Here is a 23,267-nt window from a genome sequence, read left to right on the forward strand (position 1 = left end):
CAGTGAGCAAAGCCAGCACATTCTCCGCCCCCAAGGGCGTCCCCGATTACGTCCCGCCGCAGTCGTCCGAGTTCGTCGCGGTTCGTGACGAACTCACGCGCGCTGCGCGTCTGGCCGGATACGGCCACATCGAACTTCCCATCTTCGAGGACACCGGGCTCTTCGCCCGCGGTGTCGGCGAGTCCACCGACGTCGTCAGCAAGGAGATGTACACGTTCGCCGACCGCGGTGACCGTTCGGTGACCCTGCGGCCGGAGGGCACCGCGGGTGTCATGCGGGCCGTGATCGAGCACGGCCTGGACCGCGGGCAGTTGCCGGTGAAGCTGAGCTACGCCGGCCCGTTCTTCCGTTACGAGCGACCGCAGGCCGGCCGGTACCGCCAGCTGCAGCAGGTCGGGGTGGAGGCCATCGGCGTCGACGACCCGGCACTCGACGCCGAGGTCATCGCCGTCGCCGACGCCGGTTTCCGCGGCCTCGGTCTCGAGGGTTTCCGGTTGGAGATCACGTCCCTCGGCGACGACACGTGCCGTCCGCAGTACCGGGAAAGGTTGCAGGAGTTCCTGTTCGCCCTTCCCCTCGACGAGGAGACGCGCCGGCGGGCGGAGATCAACCCGCTGCGGGTGCTCGACGACAAGCGCAAGGAGGTGCGCGAGATGACGGCGGACGCCCCGCTGATGCTCGATCACCTCTCGGACACGGCGAAGGCGCACTTCGACGAGGTGCTCGCGCACCTCGACGCGCTGGGCGTGCCGTACGTGGTGAACCCGCGAATGGTCCGCGGCCTCGACTACTACACGAAGACGACGTTCGAGTTCGTCCACGACGGTCTCGGCGCGCAGTCGGGCATCGGGGGCGGCGGACGCTACGACGGTCTGATGGAGCAGCTCGGCGGTCAGCCGTTGTCCGGCATCGGTTTCGGGCTCGGTGTCGACCGCACCGTCCTGGCGCTCGCCGCCGAGGGCAAGACTGCGGGCTCGACGGCCCGCTGCGAGGTCTTCGGCGTCCCGCTGGGCGTGGAGGCGAAGGCGAAGCTGGTGGTGATCGCTCAGCAGTTGCGCGCCCAAGGAATTCGAGTCGATCTCGCGTACGGCAACCGCGGCGTGAAGGGCGCGATGAAGGCCGCCGACCGGTCCGGCGCCGCGCTGGCGCTGGTGCTCGGCGACCGCGACATCGCCGAGGGCACGGTGGGAATCAAGACTCTCGCCACCGGCGATCAGGAATCGGTGTCGGCGGCAGATGTTCTCGCGCGCGTCGGAGCCATCCTTGGCGCCTGACGACACCGCGCCGGTGTCGCTCGACCTCGTCCCGATCGAGTTGATCGCACCACGCCTCAAGAAGGTCGCGGCGATCGCCGTGTTGATCGGTGTCGTGGTCGGCGTCGTCGTCGGGTTCTTCGGTCCCGTGTGGGTCGGCGTGACGGTCGGGGTCGTGATCGCGGTCCCGACCGCCGCGTCCGCGCTCCTCACGTTGCGGCGTCGCATCACCCTGCAGGCCGGGCGGATCCGGTCGACGGGGGGACTGCGCAGCCGGCACGTCGACGTCACCCGCGCGGTCGCCGCGGAACTGGTGGTCCGATCGGCCAGAGTCAGCGAGGTGAGCGTCCGGATCACCGATCCCGACGGGAGCCTCGCGGTTCCGCTCGCCCTCTACACGACCGACGGCGGCCGGGAACTCGAGATCCTCGGGCTCCGCAGGTTCGCCGACGCCTTGACGACCAGCGAACTGGTACCGGCCGCCGCGATCGCGTCGGTCCTCATCGAGCAACTCCGCGCGGAAGCGCGCGGCGCGGCCCTACCCGAACGCCCGCTGTTCCGGGCCGTCGAACTGGTGCGTTCGGAGGGCCGCGTGCCCACCACCACGCTCACCGATCACGAGGTGGCGGCACTGCTCGACTGAGCGATCAGCCCCGATCGCCGAACGACGTGTCGTCGAGATCCTCGCCGCCGATGACCGCGGGTGCGACCATCGGCAGGTCGCCGACGAACGCGTTGTTCTCGCCGGCGTTGACGAGGTAGCTCGGTGTGGAACGGCCGCTCAGCTGTTCGTCGCCACCGCGCGCGGCGCCTGCCATGCCGGCGCCGCCCATCCCGCCCATTGCCCCGCCCGGTGCGAGGGGGGACGAGGCGGCCGGAGTGGCGCCGGGTGCCGGAGCGGTGCCCGGTGTCGCCGGGGTCGCAGTCGCCGGGGGCACGACCGCCCCGGAAACCGTTCCGCGGGGTACCGAACCGCCGCCCGCGGACACGCTTCCGCCCGCGCCGCCGCCGTACATGCCGATGCCCGCGCCGCCGGCCGTGCCCACCGCGCCAGGAACGCCGCCGGCGGCCCCGTGTGCCGGGGTGACGGCGGATTTCGCCGCGACGGTGTCGGCGGGCAGGTCGGACGAGGAGACACCGGCCGCCTGGGTACTCGCCGACACCAGGTCGCCGACACCGTCGGTGACGGTGGAGATCATCGGCTTGCCCACACCCTCGATGACGGTGGACGCGACGGCGAACGGCGACGTCGGCGCGGCCCCCGCCACGGCTCCCGGTGCCGGGGGCGGCGGTACCGGGACCGGCGCGGCGAGACCGTTCATCGTGAGGGTCTGCTCGTTCAGTTCGGTGCGGGTCTGCGTCACCACTCCGATGGCCGCCTTGATGTGCTCGGCCGCGGACGCGAGCAGCATCGCCTGCCCGGGCGGAGTCATCACCATCGGCGCGGCGGCGACCGCGGTGGCCGCGAACGACTCCGAGATCGTCATCAGGTTCGCGTTGCCCCGCGCCACGGACGCGGCGGCGGTCTGGGTGGTGGCCGAGATCTCCGTGCCACGTTCACTCAGTTCGGTGCCGCTCGCCTGGGCCTGCACGCCCTGGGACTGCGCCGCCTGCGCCGCCTGGCTCTGCCAGATCTGGTCGAGGACCTTCAGGCCCGACAGGCTCATCGACAGGGCCTGGTCGATCATGCCCGAGGACATGTCGAGGAAGGACGTCGGGTCGAACGCGCCGAACGTGCCGGTGCCGAAGCTCCCGGCGAGATCGGTGAGCGGCTTGAACAACTCGTCCACACCCGGCAGCGCGGGCAGAGCGTGCCCCTGCAGCAGCGCCTCGACCGGGTTCGGTGGCAGGGGCGGCAACGGCGGCAGGGCCGGCAACGGTGGCAGTTCACCGAGCGGCGCATCCAGCAACGGGCCGAGCGGTGAATTCTGCAGGGCCTCGAGCGGGGTGCTCGGCAGTGGTGTGGCGAGGGCGTCGCCGACGGGTGAGCCCTGGATCAGGTCGAGAATCGATCCGGGCTCGGCGGGCTGACCGGCGGATTCGGGGGAGATCACGCGAGGCCCCCGAGTCCGTCGCCGACAGCACCGAGCGCGGCGCCGTTGGCGCCGTCGACGGAGTCGTAGGACTGGGCGGTGGCGTCGGCCGCGATCGCGGTCTGCGCGTAGTGCGTGGCGAGTTCGGCGACCGAGGTAGCGTGATTTGCCTGCGCGACAGCGAAGGACGCGAGAAAGTCGGCTCCGATCGGGCCGAACACGGGCGCGAGTGCCGCGAGATTCGCCCCGAGATCGAGTGCGGCGGCGCTGCTGATCTGTTCGGCTGCCTGCGCGGCGGTGGCGCCGTATTTCCTGATGCCGTCCGTGACGACGAAGACTTCGCTCAAGATAACCCCCCCAGTGATTAAGCGTTCGCAAGACTTTATCGCACGGGAACGACAGGCTCGGCTAGCGGTGAAGGGGTGTTCCGCCCCCGGTCTCGGCGAGCAGCGCCCGCGACTTCGCCCGGATTTCGTCCAGCGGCGCCGTCCACCCGAGGGTACGGAGGCAGGCGTCGGCGAGGAGTCCGGCAGCGCCCTCGTTCTCGGGCCCGGGCAGTAGTCCGCGTTCGATGTCGGCGCGGGTTGCGATGGCGCTCTCCACGATTCGGAACGGCAGGTCGGCCAGGGCGGAGATGCTGCCGGAATCGCCGGTGATTTCCGTCAGGGCCCGGTCCGCCAGTTGCCGGTAGTGCCCGCGCAGCAGGGTGCGTTGGGTGCGGAACGGCTCGAACCGATCGGTCAGCAGTTCCGGGAGAAGGTACAGCGCACCGAGATTCCATCTGGTGGTCGTGAGTTGGGTGACGTCGTAGATGGCCAGTGCATGCAGGCGCACCGTGGCGGGTGCGGCGGCGTCGGTGAGTCGCTCGGCGGCGGCGAGCGCGGGGGAGACCGTCTCCTCGAGCAGTGCTGCGAGGATCTCCTCCTTGTTGGGGAAGTGGTGGTAGAGCGACGCCTGCCGGATGCCGACCATCTCGGCGATCAGCCGGGTCGAGGTGGCGGCGAAACCCTTGGTGGTGAACAACTCTCCGGCGGCGTCGAGGATCTCCTCGGGAGTGGTCTGTCCCGGTCTGCGCTGACTGGTCAGTCGGGGTCGTCCCGGCCCTGTGGTCACCGCTCCATGATGTCAGGTCGTGTCCGGACTCGGCCCCGGCCACCCTCCGTGAGGGTTTCGTCACGCGACCGAAACGTAGGCAACGATGCTGTTACGGCCGACCGCGATCTGGATACGCGGGCGTCACCCATCGAGGCCTCCCGACGAGAAAACTATCGAGCGACAGATATTGCTCTCGCCGAAGGAGTACGCCCTTGAGTACACCCACGAGGACTGCGCAGGTGCCGACCGCGCCGGCTCCCGCACCTTCCCGCCCGTCCGGCGTCGACGACACGGGTGACCTCGGCGAATTCGGTTACGAGCAGCAACTCCACCGTTCCCTGGGCAAGTTCGCGTCGTTCGCCGCCGGCTTCTCCTTCGTCTCCATCCTCACCACCATCTTCCAGCTCTTCGGGCTCGGATTCGGGTTCGCCGGGCCCGCGTTCTTCTGGACGTGGCCGGTGGTGTTCGCCGGCCAGTTCATGGTTGCGCTCAACTTCGCCGAACTCGCCGCCCGCTACCCCATCTCGGGGGCGATCTACCAGTGGTCCCGCCGGATGGGCGGCGAGGTGGTCGGCTGGTTCGCCGGATGGTTCATGATCCTCGCGCAGATGGTGACGGCGTCCGCCGCGGCCATCGCCCTGCAGGTCGTTCTCCCCAACGTGTGGAGCGGATTCCAGATCATCGGGGAGGACAGCACGCTGACGTCCGCGAGCGGTGCCGCCAACGCGGTGCTTCTCGGCTCCGTCCTGCTCGTGCTGACCACGTTCATCAACTGCATCGGCGTCAACTGGATGTCCCGGATCAACAACATCGGTGTCACCTGCGAGATCGTCGGGGTCATCGCGGTGATCGGCATGTTCCTCACCCACGCCCGGCGCGGACCGGACGTCGTGTTCGACACCGGAACGGCCGGGGCGTCGCCCGGGTACGGATGGGCCTGGATCGTCTCGGGTCTGATGGCGGCGTACGTGATGGTCGGGTTCGGTTCGGCGGGCGAACTCGCCGAGGAGACCAGGAACCCGCGCCGGGTGGCACCGCGCACGATCCGCCTCGCGCTGTCCGTGTCGGCGCTCGGCGGCGGGCTGATGATCATCGGCGCGCTGATGGCCGCACCGAGCCTGACGGACGGCCGTCTCGCCGCCGAGGGCCTGCCGTACGTGCTCTCGTCGATCCTCAGCTCCCCGTGGGGAACCCTGCTCCTCGTCGACGTCGCGATCGCAGTGTTCGTCTGCACGCTCGCCATCCAGACGGCGGCGTCGCGACTGGTGTTCTCCATGGCCCGGGACGGCCGGCTGCCGGCCTCGCGGATTCTGTCGACGGTGAACCCCCGCACCGGAACCCCCATCGCACCGTCCGTCCTGATCGGCCTCGTGTGCATCGGCATCCTCGCCGTCAACGTCGGGAACTCCGCGATCTTCGCGACCCTCTCGAGCGTCTGCATCATCCTCATCTACCTCGCCTACCTGATGGTCACGGTGCCGCTGCTGCTGCGCAGGCTGAAGGGCTGGCCGCACGGGGGACCGCAGGTCGACGCGGACGGCCGGACGCTGTTCTCGCTCGGACGGTTCGGACTGCCCGTGAACATCCTGGCGGTCGGCTACGGCGCGCTGATGGTCGTCAACCTGTCCTGGCCGCGCGCCGAGATCTTCGACCCCAGCGGCGACTACCCCCTCCTGCGGTGGGCCGCCCCGGTCACCGTCGCCGCCGTGGTCGCGCTCGGGATCGCGTGCTTCCCTCGCGGTCGCACGACCCCCAACCCCGTCACGATCGGAGCCTGACATGACCTCAGCGGACACCTCGACCACCAGCGCTGCGAAGGAACACGCGCGAGCCCAGTCGGGCGTGGTCACCGACTCGATGCCGGTGGTCCCGGCGTCGTCCTGGCCCGCCCCGCCTACCGGTGTCGATCCGGCGCTGCTCACGTGGGCGGAGACCGTCCCCGGCGGCCGGTACACGACGAAGGTGCTGGGCCGCGGCACCCGGTTGCGACTGCGGGACCTCGACGGCCGGGCCTGCGCCCACCTGCTGCTGTACCGGGCGGACGCGCCGTGGGAACGGCTCAACGTCGCCGACACCGTGAAGGTGCCGTGGCAGGCGTACACGGGGACCGGGCATCCGCTGCTCTCCGATCAGGGGCGCGTCCTCGCGACCGTCGTGTCGGACGGGTCCGGGCGCCACGACGCTCTCTGCGGCACCACCTCGCTCGCCACGAACACCGCGAAATACGGTGACGGCAGCCTGCATTCGGCGTCTCCCGCCGGCCGTGAACTCTTCACCGTGGCCGCCGCGAAGCACGGGCTCGAGCGCCGCGACCTCCCGCCGTCGCTGTCGTTCTTCCACGGGGTGCGGGTGGGTGCGGATGGATCGCTGAGCAGTATCGGATCCGCAGGCGAGGACACCGCCGTCGAACTCGTGATCCACCTCCCGGTGATCGTCCTGATCGCCAACACGGCCCATCCGCTGGATCCGTCGCCGACGTACGACACGACCGCGCTCGAAGTGCTCGCCTGGACCGGCGCCGACGTGGCCGGTCCCGTCGACGCCGACCCGGAGTACCGGCGCGCGTTCCTCAACACCGAAGACGTCTGGGCTGCAGCGCAGTGCCAGGGACGGGAGCAGGCATGACCACCACCATCGAGACCGCGCCGCTGGTACCGGGAACGGTGATCCTGGACGAGGAGGTCGGCGCCCGCGGACACTGGTCCGCCGTCGTCGCGGCCGGCGACGTCCTGACCATCGTGGATCTGTACGGCAACCAGGCCGTCGACACCCTGATCTACGCGGCCGACGACCACCGGCAGCGCTACTCGGCCGCCGCGACGGTGTCGGCGCAGCGAAATCTGTTCCTGACCACGGGAAGTGTGCTCCGCACCGACGATCACGACGCGCTGATGACACTCGTCGCCGACGAGGTCGGCTCGCACGACACGGTGGGCGGCGCCTGCTCCCAGGAGTCGAACACCCTGCGGTACGGCCACCACACCAAGCATCAGCACGCCTGCGTCGAGAACTTTCTCGCGGAAGGGTCGCGGTGGGGGATCGGCAAGCGGGATCTGGTGTCGAACATCAACTTCTTCATGAACGTCCCCGTCGACGCCGACGGCACACTCGGCATCGTCGACGGCCTGTCCGCACCCGGCCGCCGCCTCGCGCTCCGCGCGGACCGCGACGTTCTGGTACTGGTGTCCAATTGCCCGCAGATCAACAACCCCTGCAACGGTTTCGATCCGACCCCGGTGCGGATGATCGTGACCCGGCCGGCGGGAGCACCCGCATGAGCGCCAAGATCACCGTGCAGCGGCCCGGCATGCTCACCACGGTCCAGGACTTCCCGGGCCGGACCGGGTACTGGCACGTCGGGGTGCCGCCGTCAGGTCCGATGGACGACCTGTCGTTCCGGCTCGGGAACACCGCGCTCGGCAACGACGAGGGCGCCGCCGGAATCGAATGCGCCATGTCCGGACCCGCGTTGCAGTTCGACGAGGAGACGGTGGTCTGCGTGACCGGCGCACCCGCCGCGGTCACCGTCGACGGTGTGCTGCACGCGCAGTGGCGTCCGGTGCGGGTACCGGCAGGCGGGACCCTGGACGTCGGCGCGGTCGCCGGACCCGGCCTGCGCATCTACCTCCTTGTCCAGGGCGGCCTCGACGTCGACGACTTCCTCGGCAGCGCCTCGACATTCACGCTCGGCAAGTTCGGCGGGCATCAGGGCCGCACGCTGCGGCAGGGCGACGTACTCGCGGTCGGTGAGCACGACGGCACCCGCGCGGCCGCCGTTCCCGCCGAACACGTCCCCGCCCTGTGCAGTCGCTGGGAGATCGCGGTCACCGAGGGCCCGCACGGCGCACCCGAATTCTTCACCCGCGCCGACATCGACACGCTGTACCGGACCGACTACGAGGTGCATTTCAACTCGGACCGCACCGGGGTGCGGCTGATCGGACCCAAACCCGACTGGGCGCGCACGGACGGCGGCGAGGCGGGACTGCACCCGTCCAACATCCACGACAACGCGTATTCCGTCGGCGCACTGGACTTCACGGGAGACACCCCCATACTTCTCGGCCCGGACGGTCCGAGCCTCGGCGGGTTCGTGTGCCCGGTCACGGTCGTCTCCGCGGAACGCTGGAAGCTCGGACAACTGGCCCCCGGCGACACGGTGCGCTTCGTGCCGATCCGGGCCGACCGGGCCGCGTCCACGCGTGTACTGGGGCCGGCCCGGCGGGCGGGGTTCTCGACGGTCTTCTCCACCACCGGCGACCGGGACGACGGCGTGATCGCCCGGCGCGACGGCGAGACCGCCGTGACGTACCGGCGCTCCGGCGACGACAACGTGCTCGTCGAATACGGTGACATGAGCCTCGACCTCGCCTTGCGGGCCCGCGCGCACGCGCTGCACCGGCGGCTCGAGGTCGAGAAACCGGCAGGGCTGCTCGACCTGACACCGGGCATCCGGTCGCTGCAGGTCCGGGTCGACCCCGACGTGCTGCCGATCCCGAAGCTGATGGGGCTGCTCGCCGAGGCGGAGGACGCACTGCCCGCGGCGAACGAACTCGTGGTGCCGAGCCGGTCCGTGCGGATGCCGCTGTCGTGGGACGACCCCTCGACGCGGGAGGCGATCCAGCGGTACATGCACGGGGTCCGCGCCGACGCGCCGTGGTGCCCGTGGAACATCGAGTTCATCCGCCGCATGAACGGACTCGGCAGTGTCGACGACGTCTTCGACACCGTCTTCGGTGCGGAGTACATGGTGCTCGGACTCGGCGACGTCTACCTCGGCGCTCCCGTCGCGACACCCCTCGACCCGCGGCACCGGCTGGTCACCACGAAGTACAACCCCGCCCGCACGTGGACACCGGAGAACGCGGTCGGCATCGGTGGGGCGTACCTGTGCATCTATGGTATGGAGGGGCCCGGCGGCTACCAGTTCGTCGGCCGCACCACCCAGGTGTGGAACCATCGGCATCCCGAGAAGTCCGGTCCGTTCGAGGACGGCACCCCCTGGCTGCTGCGCTTCTTCGACCGGATCTCTTGGTACCCCGTGGAACCGGACGAGCTGATGGACCTGCGATCCGACGTGGCGGCGGGCCGCGGCGGCGGCATCGAGATCACGGAGGGCACGTTCTCGCTCGCCGAGCATCAGCAGTTCCTCGCGGCGAACGCCGAATCGATCGGCGGATTCCGCGCCGAGCAGGCCGTCGCGTTCGCCGCCGAGCGGCAACGATGGTCCGCGGCAGGGGAGTTCGCGGCGGTGGGCTGATTGCGCTTGTCCGGCCTCTCAGGTTACGACCGGCGCTCGGCGAGGTCGGCGAGTTGCTCCGTGACGGTGCCCCACCCGTCGTAGAAGCCCATTTCTTCATGGGTGTCGCGGTCGGCGCTGTTCTTGTGCATCACGTGGGCGACGTATTCCGTGCCCGTCGGGTGGTCGGTCAACGTGATGATCGCGGTCATGAACGGCTGTTCGGCGGGCCGCCAGCCACCGACCAGGGAGTTGGTGAACACGATGCGTTCGAGTTCGTCGACGGCGAGGAAGCAGCCACTCAGGTGGGGCACGAATTCGCTGCCGTCCTCGCTGATCTGGGTGGTGAGCGCGCCGCCCGGGCGTAGTTCCATGTCGACGACCCGGCACCGTGAGGGCGCGGGGACCCACCACTGTTCGAAGCTGGCGGGGTCGGTCCAGGCGCGCCACACCAGCGCCCGGGGCGCCCGGATGATGCGCGAAATCGTGAGGTCGAGATCGGGTCTCGCAGTGTCGGTCATTGCGGTGTGTCCTTCGCGTGAGTGGTGAGTGTGGCTTCGGTGACGAATTGTTCGAGCCTGTCGGTGCGGCCCTCCCAGAGTTCCTGTTGCTCCGCGAGCCACGATTCGACCGCCGTGAACGGCGCCTTCTCGATCGCGCACGTCCGTACCCGGCCTTCCTTGTGTGTCCGGATCCACCCGCTGTCCTCCAGGAAGTGGATGTGCTTCATGAAGGAGGGCAGGGCCATGTCGAACGGTTTCGCAAGTTCGCTGACCGTGGCCGGGCCGCGGTTCAGGCGGCCCAGCACGGCCCGCCGGGTGGGGTCGGCGAGTGCCTGGAAGATGCCGTTCAGTCGATCCGGATACTGAGCCACAAGGCGAAGTATTCACCGCAACGATGGTTAGCGCAAGGGCTAACTGTTTGGAGTGGGTCAGCCGAGCTTGCCGTGGCCGGGGACGAGCGGGACATCCAGGGCGTCGTAGAGCCCCGGTGCGGCCGCCCGCAGCCACGGAATCGCGTTGACCAGGCGTCCCACCGCGGTGGCATTGCCGCCGGCTGCTCGATTGCCACCCTCGTCGGTGGCCTCCACATTGACCTCGATCCGTGGACGGCCCTCGATGATCACCTTGTGGGCGCCGTCCCCGCCGTCCGGTGGCACGGGCCAGTCCGGGGCGCACGACGGGTGGATCCGGGTGACGTGCTCGATGACGATGCGGGGTTCGCCGCCCACGATGCCCTGGACTTCGAAACGCAGCGCCCCCTGGGTGCCCGCCTCGAACTCGCCCATGAGTTCGGTGGTGATCGTCTCCTCGAGCGGCCGGCGGAGCAGCGTCTCGCGGATCTCGTCGAGTTCCACGCCGAGGGCGCGGGCGATGAGCCGGATCTGCCCGCCCCACACCATCGTCGGCACCGTCGCCGCGACCATCGGCGGTTCGTAGTCCATCGGCTGGCCCATGCCGACGAGGTACCGCACCGAATCGTGTTGGTCGTACGTGGTGTAGTCGAAGATCTCCTGGCACCGGATCAGGTCGATCGTGCCCGCCAGGCCCGTCATCAGGATCGGCAGGACGTCGTTGCCCCATCCCGGATCCACGCCCGACACGAACAGCGCGCCGCCGCCCGACTTCGCCGCCGCTTCGATCGGGTCGCGCAACTCCGCCGGCGCGTTGCGCTGGTCGTACAGCGCATAGATCGACGGGGTCACGACGACCGCCCCGGCCATGAGGGCGCGGGTGATGTCGGCCGCCGCATCGTCCGGGCGAATGTCACCCGACGCGGCGTAGACGACGGCGCCGGGGGAGTTCGCGAGCACGGCGCCGGCATCGTCGGTGGCCGCCACCCCGAGCGAGCGTTCCAGGCCCGCGAGGTCCCCGGCGTCGCGTCCGACCTTCTCCGGGTTCGCCACGAGCACCGCCGACAGTTCGAGCCCGGGGTGGGCGTCGACGGCACGGATCGCGGCTCGCCCCACATTCCCGGTTCCCCACACCACGGTCCGAATCTTCCCCTGGTCGGCCATGAAATCGGACCCTACCCAGTGTGCGAGACGGTCATGGCCCGAATCGGGCAACACCGGTGCCGTTCGACGAATGCCGGCGGCAGCGCCACGGCCGTATTCAGGTGGGCCGTGTTCAGGTAGACAATGGGTAGATGCACCCGCACGGGACGCTGCCCGGCTCGGAAAAGGGACTGAGCAGAGCTGAACTGCTGGCCGCGGTATCGCTGGCGATCGACCTCGGTCTGGGTCAGCCCATGGAGCACATGCTTCGATCGTCCCTGATCGCGACACGGATCGCCGAGCGGATGGGACTCGACCACCGACAGCGGGCGACCGTGTACTACGCCAATCTGGTCGGGTGGATCGGTTGTCACGCCGACTCCCACGAACTCTCTGCGCTCTTCGGCGACGACATCGCCTTCCGCGCCGACACCTACGCGGTGGACATGACAGGCCTGCCGTTTCTGCGGCTGATGACGAGTCACGTGGGGCGCGGACTGCCCGCCTGGGAGCGCGGTATCAGCGCCGCAGTATTTCTGGTCGCGGCTCGCAGCCAGGTCGCCACACTGATCCATTCGCATTGCAGTTCCGCGGGGGTTCTGTCCGATCGGATGGGCTTGGACGGACAGGTCGGAGAGGCGCTGGCCTACGTCTTCGAGCGGTGGGACGGTCGAGGGCTGCCCAACGGGTGTCGCGGAGAGGGCATCCCGGTCGAGATCCATATCGCCCATGTGGCAGACGTCGTCGAGGTGCACCTGCGGACGGGTGGGCTCGCGCACGCGAAGGACGTTCTCCGTTCCCGGCGCGGCAGTCAGTTCAGCCCGGCCGTGGCGGACGTCTTCGAACGTGACGCGGCCGCAATCGTGGACGGGTTGTTCGACATGGACGTCTGGGTGGCGGCGTTGACCCAGGCTCCGGATCGTGACCGAACCCTGACGGCCGAGGAGAGCGACGAGTTGCTCAGGGCCATGGCTGATTTCGTCGATCTCAAATCGCCGTTCACACTGGGGCATTCGCGTGGCGTCGCGAGCCTGGCGGCCGGCGCGGCCCGGCACCTGGGCATGCCATCACCGGATGTCACGCATCTCTACCGCGCCGGCCTCGTGCACAGCCTCGGCAAGATGGGGGTGTCCAACCAGATCTGGGAGAAGAAGGGGCCGCTGACGACCGCGGAATGGGAACGGGTACGGATGTATCCGGATCTGACCGGCCGGATACTGAGCCGAGTCAAGGGCTTGGAGTCGGTGGTGTCGGTCGCGATGAAGCACCGGGAAAGGATCGACGGGTCCGGGTTTCCCCGGGGGATCGCCGGCGCGGAATTGACCGCGAAGGACCGGCTGCTCGCCGCGGCGGAGGCGTACCAGGGTCTGCTCGAGCCGCGTCCACACCGGGCGGCGCTCGATCCTCGCGGCGCCGCCGATCGGTTGCGAGACGAGGCGCGTGCCGGACGACTCGACGCCGAGTCGGTGGCCGCCGTGCTGGCGGCGGCCGGTCAGCGGATGTCGCGGCGTACGCCCTGGCCGGCCGGGTTGACCGACCGCGAGGTCGAGATCCTGCGACTGGTCGCACAGGGCCGATCGAACCGGGAGATCGCCGCCGACCTGTTCATCGCCGAAAAGACGGCACGCAACCACGTCGAACGTGTCTACGCCAAGCTCGGTGTCAACAACCGCACGCAGGCCAGTCTCGCCGCGATCGACCGGGGTCTGGTGGGCTTCCCGGTCACGGCGGTCGCGGAGAACTGACGAGTCCACCGGCCGGCGGGACCGACCGTGCCGGGCCGTCATCGCCGGGATGCGCCGGGCCGGGACCGCCGGTCCAGTACCCACACCGTGGCCAGTGTGACGACCACGGCGAACGAGGCGAGCGCGACGAGACTGCCGCCGGTACCACCCCGGAAGGTGTCGCCGTAGGCGGACATGGCCGGCACCGTGGCGCTGTACCGGTCGAGATCCAGGTCGCGACCCAGTGCTTCGAAGGCGTGACGGTTGGACAGGCCGAGGCTCATCAGGCGTCCAGGGACGGCCATCTCGTCGACGGGGACGATGGCGCCACCGAACAGAACCTGGGGGAAACAGAGCATCGGCAGGGCGAGGGCGGCCTGCGCGGCGTTGGAGACCGCGGCCGACGCGAGCAAACCGAGGACCAGTGCGGACGTCGCTTCGATCACAATCGTCACGAACAGGAAGGCGTACACGTGCCATCCGACAGCGGGGAGCCGACCGAGCGCCCGTAGTACACCGAGAAGCAGCGCGCTCACTCCGGCCAGCACCGGAAGCAGCGCTGTCACCTTGGATGCCACGTAGGCGCCCACGCTGAGCCCGGCCAGGCGCTCCTGCCGGAAGACGGCCATCTCCCCGACGATCTGGAGCAGTCCGTAGGTGAGGCCGAAGAAGAAGCCCGCGAAGGCGATCCAGAACACGATCTGGGCGGGGCCGAGGTCGGCCGCGCTGCGCGGGTCGAACGCGCCGCGCTGGAACAGCGTCGCCATCATCGCCGTGACCAGCACCGGTGAGCCGAGCAGGACCGCCAGGGTCAGCTGGTTACGAAGGAGAACATCGACATTGCGTCGTGTGAGTAGCCACCATTGCCGCACCATGCCCGGGCGTTCGTCGTCCGAACGGGTGGCCGGGAGGGGCGGTGGAGCAGATTCGGGCCGGGCGTCCGCATTCTCACCGATGGCCGCGAATCGCTGCGCCCAGATCTGAGGGGTGTGCTCCCGTGCCAGCCGGTCGTACACCTCGGCGAGATCCGCCACACCGAAGTAGCGCCGAGCCTCGGTCGGGCTGCCGGTGAAGGCCAGGTGGCCGTCCCGAGCGAGGAACACCACCCGGTCACACCGGTCGATGCCCGCGGGCTCGTGTGTCGTGAGGACGACTGAGACCCCGCGTTGGGTGAGTCGGCGCAGCAGGCGCATCACGTCGGCCGCGGTCGACGGATCGAGCCCGGAGGTGGGTTCGTCGAGGAAGAAGAGGTGTGGCCGGGTGAGGAGCTCCACGGCGATGCTGGCCCGCTTGCGTTGGCCGCCGGACAGCGCACGGACCGGCACCTCGGCCCGATCCGCCAGGTCGAGGTCCTGCATGGTCTCGTCGACGATCCGGTCCGCTTCGGCCGCCGACGTGCCCGCGGGCAGCCGGAGCCGCGCCGCGTAGCGCAGTGTGCGGCGCAGGGGCATCTCGAGGTGGATGATGTCGTCCTGGGGTACGTAGCCGATCCGGGAATCGGCGCTGACCCGGACCCCGCGCACGACGCCGTCGTGCCGAACCTCCCCGGCCGACGGTGGTTGCAGTCCGGCGAGGACCTCCAGCAACGTGCTCTTTCCTGCTCCACTGCCGCCGGCTATGGCGACCAACTCGCCCGGCTCGACCGATATCGACAGCTCCTGGAGGATCTGCCGCCCCCCGACGTGCCTACTCACGTCGACCGCATCGACCCTCCCGCCGACCACCGCCTCGAGGGCATGATCCGACAGGCACGTAGCGGACCGCCCGACGGTCGGTGGTTCGACTGCCGATTCGGTCGTGACCGGTGATTTCCGTGATTCCTGAACTCGCTTTGTCATGCCCTGATCATCGGTCCGCCGGTTCCGTCGTCGCATGAGGCGTTTGCCTCAAATCGCGAGGTCCGTCCGGGGCGCGGGCGAAGAATTTCCGGCCGTCAACCATCGATCGTCGGGACAGGACGTGTTCGGCCGCGTTGGCGACGCTGGCGTGGTTGCGGGGGGCAATGTCGAGGAGTGCGTCGAAGGCGGCTTCCTGGCCGCAACCATATTGCTCGGCCAGGAGTGCTACCGCGGTCGACAGGAGCTGTGCACGTGCCTTCTTCGACGGATTCCGTCCGGCTGCAGCGGGGTGTCAGTGGGCACGGAGAGTCCTTTCGCTGTGCCTGCGGGTCCAGGCGACCTGGGCGACCACTTCAGGGTCGTCGGCGTGACGAGCAGAGAACACCGACATTCACCGGGTTAATCAGAGGAAGCCTGGCCCTTGGGGGCCGGGAGGAAGCTGATTCTGTATTGCGGGATCGCGCGTAGCGGGGTCGCTTTCTTGTGTGGGTTCTGGTCGTTTTTGGTTGGTGATGTACTCGGCGACGATGGCGAGTGGGGGTCCGCCGGCGGAGGCGGCGAAGTAGGACGGTGACCAGAAGTGAGTGCCCCACAGGTATTTCTGGATGTGGTCGGGGAACTCTTGGCGCAGGTATCGAGCGGAGACGCCCTTGAGGCTATTGACCAGGGTGGAGAGTTGCACGGTAGGTGGGTAGTGGATCAATAGGTGGACGTGGTCGGTTTCTCCGGTGAACTCGGTCAACGTTGCGCCGAACTTGTCACACACCTCTGCCATGATCTGCCCGCATCGGGTCAGCATCGGGTCGGTGAACGCACCGCGACGATACTTCGTGACGAAGACCAAGTGCGCATGTAGGTTGTAGACAACGCTACGGCCGCGGCGTACGTTCGGGTCAGGCGGCCATCTCGGTGACATAGACCAAAGAGTATCCGCAGGGAAAGGCGCAGGGTGAAGCGGATCGTTGTCGTGAAGCTGGCTCCCACCCCGGAGCAGTATGTGGCGCTGAAATCGACACTGGAGTTGTGCAATGCGGGGGCGAACATGGTTGCGCAGCTCGCGCACACCGCCGCCGATCGGCGCCCGTTCGCGCTGCAAAAGCGGGTCTATGCCCAGCTCAAAGCGTGCGGGTTGTCGGCGCAACCGGCGATCCGGGTCATCAAGAAAGTCGCGGATGCGTACGCGACCCGGACAGCGAACCTGCGTAACGGCAATTACGGCACGCCGGGATCGACACGGTATGCGAAGGTGGCGGGTAAGGCGATCGTGTTCCGTCAGGACGCGGGCCAACCGTTCGACGATCGGTGCTTGTCGTGGCAGATCGATCGATCGACGGTGTCGATCTGGACGAGCGCGGGCCGGATGCGCGGCGTCGGATTCGTGTGCGCGCCGTGGCAGCTGACAATGCTCGCCGACCGCACAGGCGAGTCGGATCTGATTTTCCGCGACGGATGTTTCTACCTGCATGCAACCGTCGACACCGACGCACCGCAGCAGCTGGTCCCCGCCGACGACCCCACCGGGTGGCTGGGCGTGGACTTGGGGATCGTGAACCTGGCTGTGACCACCGCAGACGACCCGGCCGAACTCGACGTCCGGTGGTCCGGTGGTGCGGTCACCGCCCGCCGGAAAAAGAACGGAACCATCCGGTCCGCGCTGCAGAAGGTGGGGACCAAGTCCGCGAAACGGAAACTGAAGAAACGGCGTAGGAAGGAGACTCGGTACGCCACCGACATCAATCACCAACTCTCGAAAACGATTGTTGCCCAGGCACAACGCACCGGTCAAGGAATCGCGGTAGAAGACCTGTCGGGAATCCGGGACCGGGTACGGCTCGCACGCAGACAACGGCAACAATTGCACTCCTGGGCATACGCGCAACTGCGCGACCAGATCACCTATAAGGCGCACGCCGCAGGGGTGCCGGTGCAGGTGATCAACCCTCGCAATACCAGTAAGACGTGCCACCTCTGCGGGTACTGCGACACCGCGAATAGGCACAGTCAAGCACTCTTCCGGTGCCGCGGCTGCGGATGGACCGGCCACGCGGACCATAACGCCGCCGCCAACATTGCCGCACTCGGACACGACAACTACCGGGCCGCCCAATCAACCGTGCCTAAAGCAGCCACCCCTCTCACAGCCAGTGAGAACGTGAGCAGCAAACCCGCGTCCTTCAGGACCGGGTAGTTGATCTAGTCGTTCCCAGGCGTGCGGGCGGCGAGATTCGAGAATCGCGACGCCCGAATCGGTAGCAGTAGTTGGTGTGATGGTCTGCGGCGACGGACGTTCCATCGATATGGTCGACGAGGTGGATTTCGGGACGTTTGAGGGTTGACAGGTCTGTGGGTCACGGCGAGCGGCATGAAGTGCGCACGCCGGACCCACACTTCGACGGAGGTGGGTATGACGGTCGCTGACACGGTGGCTCCGCTGGTTCGCGCGGTGCTCGGTACACAGGTCCCGGTGGGTATCAGGTGCTGGGACGGTAGTCGCAGTGGGCCTCCTGACGCGCCGTGGCAGGTGCACCTCGTCAATCGGCGTGGCCTGCGGCGGTTGCTGTGGGCGCCGAACGATCTCGGTTTCGCCCGGGCCTACGTGTCCGGCGACATCGACATCGAGGGTGACCTGCTCGCCGGACTGGACGCGCTGGAGGAGGTGGCGGACCCGAGCCGGGGCCCCGGTGTGCGTATCGACGGGCAGACGAAAAAGGCACTGGTGACGGCGGCGCTGCGCCTGGGGATCGTCGGGCTGCCACCGAAGCCGCCGGCGGAGGAGATGAAATTGGCGCGCGGGCGCCGGCACGACAAGGCCCGGGACGCCGCCGCGATCAGCCACCACTACGACGTCGGCAACGATTTCTATCGACTCGTGCTCGGTGAGTCGATGACCTACTCGTGTGCGTACTGGGCGGAGCCGGGCGGGGATCTGGACGCGGCCCAGTACGCCAAATGCGATCTGGTGGCCCGCAAGCTCGGCCTGACCGCGGGGATGCGGGTACTCGACGTCGGCTGCGGGTGGGGGACTTTCGCGCTGCACGCGGCACGTCAGTACGGCGCGCACGTCGTCGGTGTCACCCTGTCCCACGAGCAGGCGGACTACGCCGCCAAACGGATGGTCGACGCCGGGGTGGGGGACTTGGTGCAGATCCGGGTGCAGGACTACCGCGACGTCGCGGACGGCCCCTACGACGCGATCTCGAGCATCGGCATGGCCGAACACGTCGGCGACGCGATGCTGTCGACCTACTCCGCGGACCTGTTCGCACTGCTACGCCCGGAGGGCCGGTTGCTCAACCATGCGATCTCGCGGCGACCACGCGAAACCGCGGACAGTTTCTCCACGACGTCGTTCATCGATCGCTATGTGTTCCCCGACGGCGAAATCGAACCGATGGCACCGATGATCGACGCGCTCGAAGGGGCAGGCTTCGAGGTGCGCGACGTCGAGTCGCTGCGCGAGCACTACGCGCTGACCCTGCGGGCCTGGGTGGGGAACCTGGAGGCGAACTGGGACGAGGCGGTGGCTTCCAGCAGCGCCGGGCGGGCACGGGTGTGGCGGCTGTACATGGCCGGGGCGGCGTTGGCGTTCTCGGCGAACCGGCTCGGGATCAACCAGATTCTGGCAGTCAAAAGCACCGAACGGGGCAGCAGCGGCATGCCCGGTACCCGTGACGAACTGTTGAAGGCGCACACATAGGGTTGGCGTTCCGAACCCGGGTGGCGCTGAACCGCACCGGGGTGGAGGCCCGCTCAGGTCGTCGCGGGCCTCCACATCACCCGGTCACCGGGCGTAGCGCGGGTCGATCGGTGGCAGGGCGGTGGGGCCGAAGTTGTTCGCGATCGGCATCATCGCCGTGAACCAGGTGCGGGCCGGCTCGGTGCCGCCGAACAGGTTCCCGTCCCCGCACGCGCGCAATGGGCTGGTGCAGATCTGGCCCGGGGTCGGCGTGTCCCCGAACACGTAGACGCTGCCGGCCAGGTTGTTCGTGTACCCGACGAAAGCCGACGACATGTGCGATTCGGTGGTCCCGGTCTTGCCGGACATCGGCAGTTTCCACCCGGCGGCGCCGGCCGCGGCCGACGCCGTGCCACCGGGCAGATCGTCCTTGCTGAGCGCGTTGGACAGGGTGTCGGCCAGACCGGGGTCGATGACCTGCTCGCACGCCTGCTGAGTGAGCGGGACCGGCCGGCCCTGCCGGTCGACGATCGAGTCGATCGGGCTCGGCGGGCACCACTTGCCGTGTGAGGCCAGGGTCGCGGCGACATTCGACAGCTCCAGCGGATTGATCCACACGGGGCCGAGGGTGAACGACCCCAGATTCTGGTCTTTCTGCATGTCGGCCAGGCTCTGGTCCCCGAACCCGGAGGTGCCCGGTTCGTTGTAGGACCGCATGCCGAGGCGTACCGCCATGTCCACCGTCGCATCGACCCCGGTGGCCTGGAGAAGTTTCACGAACGCGGTGTTCGGTGACTGGGCGAGGGCGTCGGTGACCGACAGTGCCCGCGGATACGGGGCGGCGTTCTGCACGCAGTAGGCGCCTCCGGGGCACCCGGGGGCGCCGCCGTCGCCCATCCCGTAGGCATCGAACCGGCCCGGTACATCGAGGATCGCGTTCAGCCGAAGCCCCTTCTCCATGGCCGCTGCGGTGGTGAAGATCTTGAACACCGATCCGGCGCCGTGCCCGGACAGTGAATAGGGCAGCTCCTGCACCGTCTCGGCGGCTGCTGCGTCCAGACCGTAGTTGCGGCTGCCCGCCATGGCCAGGACCCGGTGCTGGTCCTGTCCGGGCTGCACGACGTTCATCACGCTCGCGATGTCCGGAAGTTTCGGGTCGGCGTATTTGGTCACCGCCGACTTCACCGATCCCTGTACGGCCGGATCGAGGGTGGTGCGGATCAGGTAGCCGCCCCGTTCGAGCTGCTCCCGGGACAGCCCGGCGTTCTGGAGGTACTGCAACGCGTAGTCGCAGAAGAACCCGCGGTCGCCGGCGGCGATGCATCCGCGGGGCAGGTTGTTCGGTTTCGGGAGCACCCCGAGAGGCGTTTCCTTCAGGGCGCGGATCTCGGCGGCCCGGTCCGGGACATTCACGACCAGGGTGTCCAGGACGACGTTGCGGCGCTCGAACACCCCCTCCGGGTTGGTGTACGGGTTGAGTGCGGAACTGGACTGCACCATGCCCGCGAGCATCGCCGACTGCGCCAGGTTCAGGTCCTTCGCGTCGATGCCGAAGTACGTGCGGGCGGCGTCCTGCACCCCGAAGGAACCGTTGCCGAACGGCACCAGGTTCAGATACCGGGTGAGGATTTCCTCTTTGGACAGTTCCTGGTCGAGGGTCATCGCCATCCGGATCTCCCGGATCTTGCGGACCGGCGTGGTCTCGATCGCGGCCCGGCGTTCGCCGTCGGTCTTGGCGACCACGTGCAGCAGGTAGTTCTTCACGTACTGCTGATTGATCGTCGAGGCGCCCTGTTCGATCTGACCGCTGGTGGTGTTGGTGAAGAACGCCCGCATCGTGCCCTGCCAGTCCACCCCCTGGTGTTCGCCGAACCGTCTGTCCTCGATCGAGAGAATCGCCAGTTTCATGTCGTTGGAGATCTGGTCGCTGGGGACCTCGAATCGGCGCTGGTCGTACAGCCAGGCGATCGGGTTCCCGGTGACGTCGGTCATCGTCGTCACCGCAGGCACCACCCCGTCGGCCAGTTCGGCCGAGGAATTACCGACGCTGTCTGCGGCCCGGTTGGATGCGTACCCCAGCCCGGCGGCGATCGGGAACATCACCCCGGCCAGCAGCACCCCCGCGGCCACCGTGGCGCCGGTGAGTTTGAGAACGGTCCTGGATTGCAATTCGGCACCTCCTGCGACGATGCACCGGCAACGACGCAACCGGTGCTCGCCCGATTATCGGGCCCCTCGGCGCGGTTGGGGCGCGAATGACACGCACGAGGTGTTCCCGGGTGTGTCAGCCGAGGATGCGGACGAGCGGGGCCGCTGTGGCAGACGGTCACCAGGGAGGCGTCGACGGGGTACATGACCAGCACCATCGAGAGCACCACGGCGGTGCAGGCGGCCACGTAGCGTGCTCACCAGTTCGGTGCCTTCTGCCGATTCGGCGAGTTGGAGACGCGTACGTCGTGGCCGAGCACAGTAAGTCGGTGCTACGCATTTCTTTCCGCAGGCGGATTCGAATACTTGATGTGTGGCGCCGCTTCTCGACCGCCGTGACCGGCCACCCCGACGACTGATGCCGTCACGCCTCGGGGGCGTAGGGTCTCGAGGTAGGCGTTGACGAGCCTTCGCGCTTCGGTGATCGTGTTGTCGTCTCCGCCCGGGAACGTTCTCTTCGCCGGGTTCGCGGCGAGTTTCTCCGTTCCCCCGCGGCCGAGAGCTGCGGCGGAACCTCCACCATTCCGAAACTCGAATCGAAGGGGAAGGACGCGGCGTCACCGGCTGGGTACGCGGGGAGGGAATCCCTGACCCGCGCAGGGAGTCACGGGTTGACGTGGTGGCGTGCCGCATCGAGTTCGTCGGGCGTTCCGAGAGCGATGAGGATCATTGCGGGTTCGAGTTGGATAGTGGGCGCCGGATTGGCGACGAACTGACCGGAGACGGTGCGAATCGCAAGCAGGAGGGCGCCGCTTATCTGAAGTCCCATCTGCGCGAGCGTGTATCCCACCCAGGGTGAAGCGGAACCGACGGTGATCTCTTCCATGCGGTAGTCGAGGGTTTCGTCGTGCATCACCACGTCGAAGAATTCGGCCACGTGGGGTTGCAGCGCAAAGGAACCCATTCTGCGGCCGCCGATCAATTGCGGGTTGACCACCCGGTTGGCGCCGGCGCGCACGAGTTTGGACATCGACCCCTCGTTCCGGGCGCGGGCGATGATGATGAGGTCCGGGCGCAATGCCCGGCTCGACAGTGTGACGTACACGTTGTCGGCGTCGGTGTCGAGCGCGGAGATCAAAGCGTGTGCATGCGCGATCCCGGCGGCTTCGAGGGTTCGGTCGTCGGTGACGTCTCCGATGACGGTGGGGTGCTGGATATCTCGGAGTCTGTCCGGTTCGCGGTCGATGACGACGATCTCACGGCCGAGTGAGGTGAGGTATTGCGCGCTCGCAGTACCTACGCGGCCCCATCCGCAGATGATGATGTGGCCGGTCATCCGGCTGATGCGTCGGTCCATTCGCCGTCTCTCCATGTGGTGGCGCAGGTGGCCCTCGATGAGCGCCTCGAGGAGGACGCCGAACATGTACAGCGCGGTGCCCACCCCCGCGAGGATGAGGGTGATCGTGAATATTTCTCCGACGCGGCTGAGGGGATGTACTTCGCGGAATCCGACGGTCGTGATCGTGGTGACGGTCTGATAGAGCGCGTCGAGGAGTCCGAAGCCGAGGACGATGTAGCCCGCCGTGCCGATGACGACGACCAGCGCGAACGCGAGGAGCGCTCGACCGATTCGTCCCAGGGGGCTCACCGCGACAATTGTTCACCCAATCTCGTCGAAGAGTGGGTACTTCCGGTGGACCACCGGTAGGTGGGGAGGCGGCCGTGGCACTCGTCGGTGCGGTGCCGCCTCCCCGGGGCGGTCAGTCGCCGATGACGGCGTCGGCCTCGATCTCGATGAGCAGGCCGGGAGCGATCAGCGCGCTGACCTCGAGGATCGTCGTGGCGGGCCGGATCTCGCCGAAGACCTCGCCGTGCGCGATGCCGGCTTCCTCCCACCGGCTCATGTCGGTGAGGTACATGCGGGTGCGGATCACGTCGGTCGTGCTCGCGCCGGCCTCCGCGAGCGCGGCCTCGATTCGGCGCAGCGCCTCGCGGGTCTGCTCGGCGAGATCGTCGCCGCCGACGGGGCCGTCGGGACCCGACGCGGTGGTACCCGACACGGACACGAGCTGACCGATGCGCACGGCGCGGGAATAGCCGATCTTGCCTTCCCACTCGGAACCGGACGAGATGTTGTTTCTGTTCGACATGAGCGACATTCTCGCAAGCGTCGACCTCGCTCTCACCGGCGCGGTCGACGTCGACGATCTGGTGTCCACCCGGTGCGAAGCCTTGACACCGGTTAGAACAAATGTTCGCATGTAC

20 protein-coding genes are annotated in these 23,267 nt (G+C 68.2%); 9 read left to right on the top strand and 11 right to left on the bottom strand.

Features of this window, described 5'->3' with window-relative positions:
* Nucleotides 1-2: 2 nt before the first annotated feature.
* Nucleotides 3-1,274 (top strand): histidine--tRNA ligase, encoded by a 1,272-nt coding sequence (gene hisS, locus I1A62_RS44480; RefSeq protein WP_219458207.1) that lies wholly within the window; start codon nt 3-5, stop codon nt 1,272-1,274.
* A complete protein-coding gene (locus I1A62_RS44485; protein WP_219458208.1) occupies nt 1,237-1,896 on the top strand; it encodes a hypothetical protein in 660 nt (219 codons plus the stop codon). The genes hisS and I1A62_RS44485 overlap by 38 nt, the downstream gene beginning before the upstream one ends.
* A 4-nt stretch (nt 1,897-1,900) precedes the next feature.
* On the opposite strand, the gene I1A62_RS44490 is transcribed toward I1A62_RS44485, so the two are convergent.
* The 3 genes from I1A62_RS44490 to I1A62_RS44500 all read right to left on the bottom strand — a co-directional run bounded on the left by I1A62_RS44490 (nt 1,901) and on the right by I1A62_RS44500 (nt 4,399).
* Nucleotides 1,901-3,307 carry a hypothetical protein gene (locus I1A62_RS44490; RefSeq protein WP_219458209.1) on the bottom strand — a complete coding sequence of 469 codons (1,407 nt, stop codon included), beginning with the start codon at nt 3,305-3,307 and terminating at the stop codon, nt 1,901-1,903.
* A complete protein-coding gene (locus I1A62_RS44495) occupies nt 3,304-3,633 on the bottom strand; it encodes a type VII secretion target (RefSeq protein WP_219458210.1) in 330 nt (109 codons plus the stop codon). Before I1A62_RS44495 ends, I1A62_RS44490 begins: the two co-directional genes overlap by 4 nt.
* A gap of 61 nt (nt 3,634-3,694) precedes the next feature.
* A complete protein-coding gene (locus I1A62_RS44500; RefSeq protein WP_219458211.1) occupies nt 3,695-4,399 on the bottom strand; it encodes a TetR/AcrR family transcriptional regulator in 705 nt (234 codons plus the stop codon).
* A 194-nt stretch (nt 4,400-4,593) separates the two neighbouring features.
* Here I1A62_RS44500 and I1A62_RS44505 point away from each other — a divergent pair, with 194 nt between their 5' ends.
* The 4 genes from I1A62_RS44505 to I1A62_RS44520 are packed head-to-tail and all read left to right on the top strand — an operon-like array spanning nt 4,594 to nt 9,641.
* Nucleotides 4,594-6,159, top strand: coding sequence for an amino acid permease (locus I1A62_RS44505; RefSeq protein WP_160099078.1), 1,566 nt, complete (start codon nt 4,594-4,596; stop codon nt 6,157-6,159).
* 1 nt (nt 6,160) lies between these two features.
* Nucleotides 6,161-7,006, top strand: coding sequence for an urea amidolyase associated protein UAAP1 (locus tag I1A62_RS44510; protein WP_219458212.1), 846 nt, complete (start codon nt 6,161-6,163; stop codon nt 7,004-7,006).
* Entirely contained in the window at nt 7,003-7,659 is a 657-nt protein-coding gene (locus I1A62_RS44515; RefSeq protein ID WP_219458213.1) for an urea amidolyase associated protein UAAP2, read from the top strand. The genes I1A62_RS44510 and I1A62_RS44515 overlap by 4 nt, the downstream gene beginning before the upstream one ends.
* On the top strand, nt 7,656-9,641 hold the full coding sequence (locus tag I1A62_RS44520; RefSeq protein WP_219458214.1) for a 5-oxoprolinase/urea amidolyase family protein: 1,986 nt from the start codon (nt 7,656-7,658) through the stop codon (nt 9,639-9,641). The genes I1A62_RS44515 and I1A62_RS44520 overlap by 4 nt, the downstream gene beginning before the upstream one ends.
* 23 nt (nt 9,642-9,664) lie before the next feature.
* On the opposite strand, the gene I1A62_RS44525 is transcribed toward I1A62_RS44520, so the two are convergent.
* From I1A62_RS44525 to I1A62_RS44535, 3 genes are read right to left on the bottom strand one after another with little or no spacing between them, the layout of a single operon-like run.
* Nucleotides 9,665-10,141, bottom strand: coding sequence for an SRPBCC family protein (locus tag I1A62_RS44525; protein WP_219458215.1), 477 nt, complete (start codon nt 10,139-10,141; stop codon nt 9,665-9,667).
* The gene (locus I1A62_RS44530; protein WP_219458216.1) at nt 10,138-10,494 is read right to left on the bottom strand and encodes a helix-turn-helix transcriptional regulator; all 357 of its coding nucleotides are present in this window, start codon (nt 10,492-10,494) and stop codon (nt 10,138-10,140) included. The genes I1A62_RS44525 and I1A62_RS44530 overlap by 4 nt, the downstream gene beginning before the upstream one ends.
* Before the next feature lie 57 nt (nt 10,495-10,551).
* Complete coding sequence (locus I1A62_RS44535) at nt 10,552-11,637, bottom strand: dihydrodipicolinate reductase (RefSeq protein ID WP_219458217.1); 1,086 nt, start codon at nt 11,635-11,637, stop codon at nt 10,552-10,554.
* A gap of 131 nt (nt 11,638-11,768) precedes the next feature.
* On the opposite strand from I1A62_RS44535, the gene I1A62_RS44540 reads away from it, so the two are divergent.
* On the top strand, nt 11,769-13,361 hold the full coding sequence (locus tag I1A62_RS44540; RefSeq protein WP_219458218.1) for an HD domain-containing phosphohydrolase: 1,593 nt from the start codon (nt 11,769-11,771) through the stop codon (nt 13,359-13,361).
* Nucleotides 13,362-13,399: 38 nt separating this feature from the next.
* Here I1A62_RS44540 and I1A62_RS44545 read toward each other — a convergent pair whose 3' ends face one another.
* Both I1A62_RS44545 and tnpA read right to left on the bottom strand, forming a co-directional pair.
* Nucleotides 13,400-15,178, bottom strand: a complete 1,779-nt coding sequence (locus tag I1A62_RS44545) for an ATP-binding cassette domain-containing protein (protein ID WP_257890693.1) — start codon at nt 15,176-15,178, stop codon at nt 13,400-13,402.
* Between the two features lie 403 nt (nt 15,179-15,581).
* Nucleotides 15,582-16,094, bottom strand: coding sequence for an IS200/IS605 family transposase (gene tnpA, locus I1A62_RS44550; RefSeq protein WP_225858163.1), 513 nt, complete (start codon nt 16,092-16,094; stop codon nt 15,582-15,584).
* Nucleotides 16,095-16,127: 33 nt separating this feature from the next.
* Between tnpA and I1A62_RS44555 the strand changes: the two genes are divergently transcribed.
* Both I1A62_RS44555 and I1A62_RS44560 read left to right on the top strand, forming a co-directional pair.
* Nucleotides 16,128-17,366 carry an RNA-guided endonuclease TnpB family protein gene (locus tag I1A62_RS44555; RefSeq protein ID WP_219458220.1) on the top strand — a complete coding sequence of 413 codons (1,239 nt, stop codon included), beginning with the start codon at nt 16,128-16,130 and terminating at the stop codon, nt 17,364-17,366.
* 216 nt (nt 17,367-17,582) lie between these two features.
* The gene (locus tag I1A62_RS44560) at nt 17,583-18,875 is read left to right on the top strand and encodes a class I SAM-dependent methyltransferase (RefSeq protein ID WP_219458221.1); all 1,293 of its coding nucleotides are present in this window, start codon (nt 17,583-17,585) and stop codon (nt 18,873-18,875) included.
* An 84-nt stretch (nt 18,876-18,959) separates the two neighbouring features.
* On the opposite strand, the gene I1A62_RS44565 is transcribed toward I1A62_RS44560, so the two are convergent.
* The 3 genes from I1A62_RS44565 to I1A62_RS44575 all read right to left on the bottom strand — a co-directional run bounded on the left by I1A62_RS44565 (nt 18,960) and on the right by I1A62_RS44575 (nt 23,161).
* Nucleotides 18,960-21,023, bottom strand: coding sequence for a transglycosylase domain-containing protein (locus tag I1A62_RS44565; protein WP_124390870.1), 2,064 nt, complete (start codon nt 21,021-21,023; stop codon nt 18,960-18,962).
* A gap of 643 nt (nt 21,024-21,666) precedes the next feature.
* A complete protein-coding gene (locus I1A62_RS44570; protein WP_219458222.1) occupies nt 21,667-22,650 on the bottom strand; it encodes a TrkA family potassium uptake protein in 984 nt (327 codons plus the stop codon).
* 112 nt (nt 22,651-22,762) lie between these two features.
* Nucleotides 22,763-23,161, bottom strand: coding sequence for a RidA family protein (locus tag I1A62_RS44575; RefSeq protein ID WP_124390872.1), 399 nt, complete (start codon nt 23,159-23,161; stop codon nt 22,763-22,765).
* Nucleotides 23,162-23,267: the final 106 nt, after the last annotated feature.

Origin of the sequence: Rhodococcus sp. USK10 (genome assembly GCF_019378875.1) — a bacterium.
Classification (GTDB): domain Bacteria; phylum Actinomycetota; class Actinomycetes; order Mycobacteriales; family Mycobacteriaceae; genus Rhodococcus_F; species Rhodococcus_F pseudokoreensis.